Origin of the sequence: Stutzerimonas nosocomialis (assembly GCF_005876855.1) — a bacterium.
GTDB lineage: Bacteria > Pseudomonadota > Gammaproteobacteria > Pseudomonadales > Pseudomonadaceae > Stutzerimonas > Stutzerimonas nosocomialis.
Genome location: NZ_QLAE01000043.1, coordinates 22,383 through 32,518 on the forward strand (window position 1 = coordinate 22,383; position 10,136 = coordinate 32,518).

The 10,136-nt window shown below is 67.2% G+C and carries 9 protein-coding genes; 6 read left to right on the forward strand and 3 right to left on the reverse strand.

Going from position 1 to position 10,136, the window contains the following annotated elements:
* Positions 1 to 140 precede the first annotated feature (140 nt).
* From DN824_RS19830 to nirD, 4 genes are all read left to right on the forward strand, one after another.
* On the forward strand, positions 141 to 1,457 hold the full coding sequence (locus DN824_RS19830; RefSeq protein WP_138410085.1) for a CitMHS family transporter: 1,317 nt from the start codon (positions 141 to 143) through the stop codon (positions 1,455 to 1,457).
* A gap of 90 nt (positions 1,458 to 1,547) precedes the next feature.
* Entirely contained in the window at positions 1,548 to 1,706 is a 159-nt protein-coding gene (locus DN824_RS22515; RefSeq protein WP_158295339.1) for a hypothetical protein, read from the forward strand.
* A gap of 427 nt (positions 1,707 to 2,133) precedes the next feature.
* On the forward strand, positions 2,134 to 4,692 hold the full coding sequence (gene nirB, locus DN824_RS19835; RefSeq protein ID WP_138410086.1) for a nitrite reductase large subunit NirB: 2,559 nt from the start codon (positions 2,134 to 2,136) through the stop codon (positions 4,690 to 4,692).
* Positions 4,692 to 5,075 carry a nitrite reductase small subunit NirD gene (gene nirD, locus DN824_RS19840; RefSeq protein ID WP_138410087.1) on the forward strand — a complete coding sequence of 128 codons (384 nt, stop codon included), beginning with the start codon at positions 4,692 to 4,694 and terminating at the stop codon, positions 5,073 to 5,075. Before nirB ends, nirD begins: the two co-directional genes overlap by 1 nt.
* 13 nt (positions 5,076 to 5,088) lie before the next feature.
* Here nirD and DN824_RS19845 read toward each other — a convergent pair whose 3' ends face one another.
* On the reverse strand, positions 5,089 to 5,505 hold the full coding sequence (locus DN824_RS19845) for a VOC family protein (RefSeq protein WP_138410088.1): 417 nt from the start codon (positions 5,503 to 5,505) through the stop codon (positions 5,089 to 5,091).
* A 118-nt stretch (positions 5,506 to 5,623) separates the two neighbouring features.
* The gene (locus DN824_RS19850) at positions 5,624 to 6,661 is read right to left on the reverse strand and encodes a hypothetical protein (RefSeq protein ID WP_138410089.1); all 1,038 of its coding nucleotides are present in this window, start codon (positions 6,659 to 6,661) and stop codon (positions 5,624 to 5,626) included.
* 214 nt (positions 6,662 to 6,875) lie between these two features.
* Between DN824_RS19850 and DN824_RS19855 the strand changes: the two genes are divergently transcribed.
* Together DN824_RS19855 and DN824_RS19860 are read left to right on the forward strand one after the other, a co-directional pair.
* The gene (locus DN824_RS19855; protein WP_138410090.1) at positions 6,876 to 7,313 is read left to right on the forward strand and encodes an HIT family protein; all 438 of its coding nucleotides are present in this window, start codon (positions 6,876 to 6,878) and stop codon (positions 7,311 to 7,313) included.
* 59 nt (positions 7,314 to 7,372) lie between these two features.
* Complete coding sequence (locus tag DN824_RS19860) at positions 7,373 to 8,449, forward strand: DUF1615 domain-containing protein (protein ID WP_138410092.1); 1,077 nt, start codon at positions 7,373 to 7,375, stop codon at positions 8,447 to 8,449.
* Positions 8,450 to 8,458: 9 nt separating this feature from the next.
* On the opposite strand, the gene DN824_RS19865 is transcribed toward DN824_RS19860, so the two are convergent.
* Entirely contained in the window at positions 8,459 to 9,727 is a 1,269-nt protein-coding gene (locus DN824_RS19865) for a DUF445 domain-containing protein (RefSeq protein WP_138410091.1), read from the reverse strand.
* Between the last annotated feature and the right edge of the window lie 409 nt (positions 9,728 to 10,136).

Sequence of the window (10,136 nt, forward strand, 5' to 3'; positions counted from 1 at the left end):
CCCGCCCTGGACATATGCCCTGACATTTTCCAGGACCGCCCGGCGTCTCCGGGCGCCGGGCTAAAGGTTCGTGAAAGTTTTGCTTCGTAGTCTCCCCTCGCGCGTGTCGTCGCCCTGACAAGAAGAAGAGGAGATACCGTTTGTTGACTCTGATCGGTCTGTTGACCATCGGCAGCCTGGTTGCGCTGCTGCTCATCGGGCGCATGTCGCCCGTCCTGCCCCTGATCGTGGTACCGCTGGTGGGCGCGTTGTTCGCCGGCTTCGGCCCGCAAGAGCTGACCGCCTTCTTCAATGACGGCATCGGCCGCGTCACGGCCATCGCGACGATGTTCGTCTTCGCCATCACTTTCTTCGGTGTACTGCAGGACACCGGGCTGTTCCGGCCGCTGATCGGCGGGCTGGTACGCGTCACCCGCGGCAACGTGATCGCCGTTGCCGTCGCCACCGCCGTGATCGGCATGCTCGCCCACCTGGACGGGGCAGGGGCGACGACCTTCCTGCTGACCATTCCCGCGCTGCTGCCTCTCTATAAAGAGCTGCGGATGAACCCTTACCTGATGCTGCTCCTGCTCGCCCTGGGCGCCGGCATCTTCAACATGCTGCCCTGGTCCGGCCCGCTCGGGCGCGCCGCGGCGGTGACCGGCATCGAAGTGACCGACCTGTGGCGGCCGCTGATCGTGCTGCAGGCGGTCGGGGCGGTCCTGCTGGTGATGCTGGCCGTGCTGCTGGGCGTGCGCGAACGCCGGCGGATCGCGGCGGCCGGCACGCTGGGCGATGGCTCGGCGGGCGACGGGGAAATCCAGTCCCTCGATGCGCCGCTGTCGGCCGAGGCGCAGGCGCTGCTGAGGCCGGGCCGGCTCTGGCTCAACGGCCTGATCTTCCTGGTGGTGCTGGTGTCGCTGTTCACCGGCGTGCTGCCGGCCGGCTACATCTTCATGATCGGCCTGTGCGTGGTGCTGATGGCCAACTATCGCGGCGCCAAGGCGCAGATGAGCCGCGTGGGCGCCCATGCGCCGGCCGCGCTGAACATGGGGATGATCATCCTCGCGGCCGGCTCGATGCTGGGCATCTTCACCGGTACGGGGATGCTGACTTCCATCGCGCAGGACCTGGTCGGGGTGCTGCCGGCTTCGCTGGTGCCCCAGCTGCACGTGGTGCTGGGGGTGTTCGGGTTGCCGATGGAGCTGATGCTCAGCACCGACGCCTACTATTTCGGCCTGTTGCCCGTGACCCTGGAAGTCGTCGCCGGCCACGGCGTCGAGCCGGCCAGCGTGGTCTACGCGCTGACCATCGGCAACATCATCGGGACCTTCATCAGCCCGTTCTCGCCGGCGTTGTGGTTGGCGCTGGGCCTGGCGGGCCTCGACCTGGGGCGGCACATCCGCTATTCGCTGTGGTGGATGTGGGCCTTTTCCCTGGTGCTGTTCGCCGTCGCCTGGGCCATCGGCCTGTTCTGACGATCATCGGCGCGGGCGGACGAACGAAACCCCCGCGCCGTGGATCGAAGGCTATAGTGAGCGGACCTGTCTACGGCGCGGCGAATCCCTATGCGTAACCCGTCCCCCTTGTTCATCGCTGGTGTTCCCCTGTTGACCATCGGCGCTGTGTTCGCGGTCCTCGGTCTGGCGACCGAGGTCCCACACTTCCTCTACGTGGTGCCGTGCTTCATCGTGCCGGGGCTGGTGATGGTCGCCTGGCCACGCTGAACCTGGGTTTGGGGTGCCGGTCCGGACAGGCCCGGCGCCCTGAAACAGTGACCCTCGACGTCGCGCTGCACTGTTGTGGTTCGATCCGGCCGTTCGGACCCTCCCTTTTCAGGCCCTCGCCAATTCCTGCGTGACCCCCGCCTTCAGGCGTAGACCCCAGCATTGACGCGGCCTCTGGCGTGCGGGTAGAGACGTCGAAGCCTGCTTTCCATTCGCTGGCATGCAATCTGCAAAACCTCTGTTCACAGAGTCCGGAGGGTCATTGGCGACCCTCGAGCGCATCCGCGCCGGACCGGTGAGTCGGGCAACGGCGCTCGATACTCACTTCAACGAACAGGCAAAGGCGCCTGGAGCTGCTGGTCAGCTCCAGGCGTTTTTTTTTGTGTGTCAGCAGGCTGACACCGGCTTCGGCAGAGGTAGGGCAGGCATGAACGCGATCGTTTCCCCCATCGGTAGAGAACGGCTGATCGTCATCGGCAACGGCATGGTCGGCCATCATTGCATCGAACAACTGGTCGAGCGCGGCGCGACGGGCCGCTACGAGGTTCACCTGTTCGGTGAAGAACGTCAGCGCGCCTACGACCGCGTCCACCTCTCCGAATACTTCGGCGGTCGCGATGCCGACTCGCTGGCCCTGTGCGAGGCCGACTACTACGCCCGCCATGGCGTGCAGGCCCACCTCGGCGTGCAGGTCCTGGAGATCGACCGCGAGCGCCGCGAGCTGGTCACGCCCGAAGGCCGGCAGTCCTACGACAGGCTGATCCTGGCCACCGGCTCCTATCCCTTCGTGCCGCCGATCGCCGGGGCCGAGGGCAGCGCCCGGCTGGTCTACCGCACCCTCGACGACCTCGACGCCATCCGCGCCGCCGCACAGGGCGCGCGCCGTGGCGTGGTGGTCGGCGGCGGGCTGCTCGGCCTGGAGGCGGCCAATGCGCTCAAATCCCTGGGCCTGGAAGCCCACGTGGTCGAGTTCGCGCCGCGGCTGATGCCGGTGCAGCTCGACGCCGAGGGCGGCGCGGCGCTCAAGGCACGCATCGAGGCGCTGGGCGTCGGCGTGCACCTGTCGCGCGCCACCCAGGCGATCGTCACCGGCGAGCAATACGCCTACCGCATGAACTTCCAGGACGACGACTTCCTGGAAACCGACCTGATCGTCTTCTCGGCCGGCATCCGCCCACAGGACGCTCTGGCCCGCGCCGCCGGGCTGGAACTGGGCGCGCGCGGCGGGGTGGCGGTGGACAACGACTGCCGCACCTCGGACCCGGCCATCTACGCCATCGGCGAATGCGCCGCCTGGAACGGCAGCGTGTTCGGCCTGGTCGCACCCGGCTACAGCATGGCCCGCACCGTCGCCGCGCAGCTCGCCGGCGAGGCGCACGCACCCTTCACCGGCGCGGACATGTCGACCAAGCTCAAGCTGCTGGGCGTGGACGTCGGCTCCATCGGCGACGCCCAGGGCGCCACCCCGGGCAGCAAGAGCTACCGCTTCATCGATGAGGCCAGCGCCAGCTACCGGCGTCTGGTGGTCTCGCCGGACGGCAAGACGGTGATCGGCGCCGTGCTGGTCGGCGACAACAGCTACTACGACACCCTGCTGCAGTACGCGCAGAACGGCATCAGGCTGCCGGCCGAACCCTCGGGCCTGATCCTGCCGGCCGGCGAGGGCGCCCCGGCGCTCGGCGCCGATGCGCTGCCGGACACCGCGACCATCTGCTCCTGCCACAACGTCAGCAAGGGCGCGGTGTGCTGCCAGGTCGATGCCGGTATCACCGATCTGGGCGAGCTCAAGGCCGCGACCAAGGCCGCCACCGGCTGCGGCGGCTGCGCGGCGCTCCTGAAGCAGGTCTTCGAGCACGAGCTCAGCGCCCGTGGCGTCGAGGTGGACAAGAGCCTGTGCGAGCACTTCGCCCATACCCGCCAGGCGCTCTACGGCATCGTGCGCGTCGAGGGCATCCGCACCTTCGATGAGCTGCTGACCAGGCACGGCCGCGGCCATCTCGGCTGCGACATCTGCAAGCCGGCGGTGGGCTCGATCCTCGCCTCCTGCTGGAACCAGCCGATCACCGATCCGGCGCTGATTCCGTTGCAGGACACCAACGACACCTTCATGGCGAACATGCAGAAGAACGGCACCTATTCCATCGTGCCGCGCATCGCCGGCGGCGAGATCACCCCCGACAAGCTCATCGTGCTCGGCGAAGTGGCGAAGAAATACGACCTCTATACCAAGATCACCGGCGGCCAGCGCATCGACCTGTTCGGTGCCCAGCTGCACCAGTTGCCGGACATCTGGGGCGAGCTGATCGCCGCCGGCTTCGAGACCGGCCACGCCTACGGCAAGAGCCTGCGCACGGTCAAATCCTGCGTCGGCAGCACCTGGTGCCGCTACGGCGTGCAGGACAGCGTCGGCATGGCCCTGTTCCTGGAGAATCGCTACAAGGGCCTGCGCGCGCCGCACAAGATCAAGTTCGCCGTCAGCGGTTGCACCCGCGAATGCGCCGAGGCGCAGAGCAAGGACGTCGGCGTGATCGCCACCGACAAGGGCTGGAACCTCTACGTCGCCGGCAACGGCGGCATGCGCCCGCGCCACGCGGAACTGCTGGCCACCGACCTCGATGACGAGACCCTGGTGCGCTACATCGACCGCTTCCTGATGTTCTACGTGCGCACCGCCGACCGCCTGCAGCGCACTTCGGTCTGGCGCGAGTCCCTCGAAGGCGGGCTGGACTACCTCAAGGAGGTGATCGTCGCGGACAGCCTGAACCTCGCCGCCGAGCTCGAGGCGCAGATGCAGCACGTGGTCGACACCTACGAGTGCGAGTGGGCCAACGCGCTCAAGGACGAGGAGAAGCTCAAGCGCTTCCGCACCTTCGTCAACGACGCGCGCCCCGATCCGGACATCCATTTCGTCAGGGAGCGCGGCCAGCCACGGCCGGCCCGCGCTTCCGAGCTGCAGCTTATTTCCGTGACAGAGGAGGTGGTCTGATGAACCTGCCCAATGCCCTGCGTGTAGAGTCCCCGTCCGCCTGCGCGACCCGCTGGCACCCGCTGTGTCAGCGCAAGGATCTGGTCGCCCATTCCGGCGTGGTCGCCTGGCTCGACGGTGAACAGGTGGCGCTGTTCCATGTGCCGGACAGCGAAACGGGCGATCAGGTGTTCGCCATCGACAACAAGGACCCCAAGTCCGGGGCGAACGTCATCGGTCGCGGCCTGATCGGCCAGCTCAGGGGCGATCTGGTGATCGCCTCGCCACTGTACAAGCAGCACTTCCGGCTGGCCGACGGCAGCTGCGTGGAGTACCCCGAGCAGCGTCTGCGCGTCTGGCCGGTGAGGCTGCAGGGCGAACAGGTGGAAATCGGCCTGGACTGACCGCCGACCCGCCTTAGGGCGTTTCGCAGTTGATCATCCAGCTGACGCCGAAGCGGTCGACCAGCGAGCCGAAACGCAGCGCCCAGAAGGTCTGCGCCAGCGGCATCTCCACTCGACCGCCTTCGGCCAGCGCGGCGAACAGCCGCTCGCCATCGGCCACGCTGTCCGGGCTCAGGGTGATCGAGCAGCCCCGGATACCCTCGTACGGCTGCCCGGGCATGCTGTCCGAGGCCATCAACAGGTGATTCTCCAGGCGCAGGCAGCCGTGCATGATCCTGTCGCGAAAGGCGGGCGGGACGTCGAGCCCCTCGCTTTCGGGCACGTCGGCGAAGGTCATCATCGCCTCGAGTTCGCCACCCAGGACTTGCTGGTAGAAGGTGAGGGCCGCTCGGGACTGGTCTTCGAAGAACATGTAGGTCGAGATCTTCATGGTCGTTTTGCTCCTGACGACGAGGCAGGATGCCTTCGCTCACTCATAGTCGAACCAGGCAGGCCGGAATCGACAGCCGTCGGGCGTTGCGCGGCCCGCTGAAGGCCGCGCAGGGCCATCAGTAACTACCCAGCTGCGTCACCGAGGCGGTGTTGCCGTTGCCTCGCTGGGCGATGGTCGCCTGGTTCGGTGCGCCATAATCGCCGCCCATGTCCTGGTGGAGGTGCGCCGCATTGAGGTTGCCCGCTTGGCTGATCTCGGCGCTGTTGTAAGACAGATTCTGGTCCGCGCTGATGAAGTTCTCGGTCCCGATCTGGTCGATCATCAGGCTGTTGTCAAACATCGTAATGGAGACGATTTCCACGCGGTTGTAGTCCCCGATCGATTGACCTGTCACCTGTGTGCCCGCCGTGCGAGCGGAAAGTTCGTTACCGGTGCCCTGTTGGAGAAAGGCGATGTCGCCGCGCTCGCCGGCGTGAATCTGTGCATTGTTGGCGGTGCCTGTCTGATGCAGGTCCACCTCGCCGGCGGCATAGCGGCCCGAGGGTTGCACGATATCGGCAACGTTTGCCGCGCCCTCCTGGATCACATGGGCGATTTCCTGACCGAGGCCGAACGAGGTCTGCTCCAGTTGTACCTCGTTGGCCGTTCCGTCCTGAACGATGCTCGCTGTGCCCAGGCCGTCCTGGAGTGCGTTGACCTGGTTGTTTTGTCCGACCGACTCCACTGTCAGGGTGTTGCCGACATAGGTCTGCGAGGCGTTCACGGTGTTGTTCGCGCCTTGCTGGTAGATCACGGCGTTCATGCCCGCGTCGACCTGCTCCAGCGCGACCGTATTGAGGTAGCCGGACTGTTCGACCTGCGCGGTGACGTTGCCGGCCTCGCGCGTATGCGATTGCCGCACGTCCGTGCTGTTCGACGCGCCGTACTGGGTCACCGACGCCTGCAGGGTGTAGAGGCCCGGCCCGGTCTGGTCGGTGTGGGCGCTGTTCTGATGCCCGTACTGCTCGATGACGGACTGCAGATTCGAGCCTTGCTGGATCTGTTCGGCCAGGTTGGCATCGCCGGTCTGGATGACTTCGGCCAGGTTGCCGGCGATCAGGGGCGCACTGCCGGTCAGCAGCAGCGCGGTTGCGATGGGTTTGAGCGAAAACATGCGAACCTCCTCGTGTCGTCGAGTTCGATCCGATGGCTGGACTGCGCCATCCGGTGCCGATTGTTGCGCCGTCGTTACCGTTGGGAAATCGCCGTTTCGGTCGAGACGGGGCGGCTGTCGGCATTAATCCGCGAGTCGGGCCGACCTCCGCGTATTGGCCAATGCGCGCCCGGGCGGTATGGTTTGCCGATCATTCGTCCCGTGGAGAACGCCGGTGTCCCTGACTGCCACTTACGATTCGCAGAACATCTTCGCCCAGATCATTCGTGGCGACGCGCCGTGCTACAAGCTCTACGAAGACGACGACGTGCTCGCCTTCCTCGACGTCTTTCCCCAGTCGTACGGCCATACGCTGGTCATTCCCAAGCGCTCGGCTGCCTGCAACATCCTCGACGTGGACACCGAGGCGCTGTGCAAGATGGCCGCGGCGGTGCAGAAGCTGACGCGGGTGATCGTCGCCGAGCTGCAGCCCGACGGCGTGCAGGTCGCCCAGTTCAATGGCGCGCCCGCGGGGCAGACGGTGTTCCACATTCACATGCACATCGTGCCGCGCTATGCGGGCGAGGGGCTGGGCGTGCATGCCGCCGGCAAGGCGGACCCGGCCGAGCTGGAACGACTGCAGGCGCGTCTGCTCAAGCGTCTCGCGGCTTGAGCGACATCGTGAAGGCCGGGCGGCGGCCGGCGACGCACGCCGCCAGCAATGCATTTCGCCTGTCGGCGCTGGGCCTCGGTGCGCTGCTGGCGCTTGCCGGTTGTGGCAGCCAGCCCCCGCAGCCGGCCGGGCCGACGCCTGAAGACGTGCAGGCGAAGATCGTCCGACTGATGCCGACCACCGTGAAGGATCGCCAGGCCTGGGCGGTGGACATCCAGCTGGCGTTCGAGGTGCAGGGCATCGCGCCGACCAACGAGAACATCTGTTCGGTCATCGCGGTGACCGAACAGGAGTCCACCTTCCAGGCCGAGCCGCCGGTGCCGGGGCTGGCGAAGATCGCCCGCCAGGAAATCGACCGGCGCGCGGCGCGTCTGCACGTACCGGGGTTTCTGGTGGACGCGGCGCTGCGCACCGAGTCGCCCGATGGCAAGACCTATGGCGATCGGCTCAAGGCGGTGCGTACGGAACGGCAGCTGAGCGACATCTTCGACGACTTCATCGGCATCGTGCCGCTCGGCCGGGAGCTGTTCGGCAGCTTCAACCCGGTGCGCACCGGCGGGCCGATGCAGGTGAGCATCGCCTTCGCCGAAAGCCAGGCGCGCCGCTATCCCTATCCGGTGCGTGGCACCCTGCGCGACGAAGTCTTCACCCGCCGCGGGGGGCTGTATTTCGGCATCGCCCATCTGCTCGGCTACGAGGCCAACTACGACCGGCACCTGTACCGCTACGCCGACTTCAACGCCGGCTGGTATGCCAGCCGCAACGCGGCGTTCCAGGCGGCGGTGGCCCGCCTGACCAAGACCAAGCTGGCACTGGACGGCGACCTGATCATCCACGGCAGCACCGCCGCCGGGCAGACCGAGCGGGCGGTCCGCACGCTTGGCAGCCGGCTGGGCATGAGCGACGCGGCGATCCGGCGGGCACTGGTGCAGGGCGATCAGCTCGAATTCGAGCAGACCGAGCTGTACCGCCAGGTCTTCGCGATGGCCGACAAGGCCGCTGGCAAGCCCGTGCCGCGCGCCGTGCTGCCGGGCATTCGGCTGGAAAGCCCAAAGATCACCCGCAACCTCACCACCGCCTGGTTCGCCAATCGCGTCGAGGAACGCCACAAGCGCTGCATGGCCCGAGGCCGCTGAGAGGACGGTTCAGAACCCGCTGATCCACTGGGTCAGGGCGTGCAGCAGCAGCCCGACCAGGCCGCCGACCAGGGTGCCGTTGATGCGGATGTACTGCAGGTCCTTGCCGACGCTCTGTTCCATCTGCGCCACCAGTTCGCGGCTTTCCCACTGCTCCACGCGATCGGCGATGTAGCGGCCGATCTGCCCGCGGTAGCGCTCCAGCAGGCCGGGCGCGGCGGCCATCAGCCGTTCGTTGATCCAGCCGCGCATCGCCTTGTCGCTAGCCAGGGCGTCGCCCAGGCCGCGGGTCAGCATGACGATACGGGCACCGATGCGGGAGTCGGGGCGCTCCAGGTCCGCCTGCAGCCAGTCGGTCAGCTCGCGCCAGAGGCCGTGCAGATACTCGGTGGTGGCCGGGTGTTCGAGCAGTTGCGAGACGATGCGCTCGACTTCCAGGCGCGACACCGGGTCGTGCTTGAGGCGCTCGATGTAGTGGGCGACATGCTCGTCGAAGCGCTCGCGCAGCGGGTGCTGCGGATCGTGCGCCACCTCGGCCAGCAACGCGCTGATGCCGTCGACCACCTTGTTCGCCGACCAGCCGCCCACGGCCTTGCCCAGTCCGAAGTAGCGCAGCGTGTGGACTTCGGCGGTGATGGCGTTGGCGACCAGGGCACGGGTGTCCTCGTCCTGCAGGATGGCATCGAGCCTGACCAGCACCTCGTCGAGCATCGCCTGGTGGCGGCCCTGGCTGGTGAGCACTTCCAGCGCCTGCCCGCACAGCGGCGCGAGGTCGATACGGCGGACGCGGCCGAGCACCCTGGCCTGCACGAAGCCGCGTACCCGTTCGTCCCGCAGCGACTCGACGCCGAACCGGGCAATGCCGGTGAGCTGTTTGCCGACCGCGTCGGCGTTGTCCGGGTGACGCAGCCAGCCGGCCAGCCGGCCGCCCAGGTCCAGCGCCTGGAGCTTGGCCAGCACCAGCGGGGTGGCCAGAAAGTGGGTGGTGATGAACTCCGACAGCTTGTGGCCGATGCGCGCCTTGCTGCGCGGGATGATCGCCGTATGGGGAATCGGCAGGCCCAGCGGATGGCGGAACAGCGCGGTGACGGCGAACCAGTCGGCGATGGCGCCGATCATCGCCGCTTCGGAAAACGAGGCCAGATAGCCCCAGGCCGGGTGGCGCGCCTCCATCGCCGTCGCCAGGGTGTAAAGCAGCGCGGCCAGCACCAGCAGCAGGCTGGCGACCAGCTTCATGCGCGAGACCGGTGATTGCCAGATGCGGGCAATGGACGTCATGCACATCCTCTTCTGACGGGCAAAAGCGAGCCGGCATGGCTGCGCCTGTGACAAGAGAGTCGTTTTGCCCGGCGACGTTCGCCGCAGGGGCTCGGGGCAGGCAGACAAACCGGACCCATCGATAGCCTAAGGGTGACGCCATTCGTGGTCGAGGCCGCTGCCGCATAGGCGCGGTTGCTTGAATGGGAGCGGTCGGAGACGCCTGGTCCCGATCGCTACGTCTGGCCTGCCCGAAGCCCGTCACGCCGGTCGCGCCGGGCCATGCGGCCATTTGGGTTGCGGTGAGGCCATTCGCGGTCAAGACCGCCCCCTCGGGTTCGTGGACGGCACTGTGGGAGTGGACCGTTCCCATGGGTTCGTGGATGGCGTGTGGGAGCGGGGATGAGTGGGAACGGGCGCGGTGTGGAGG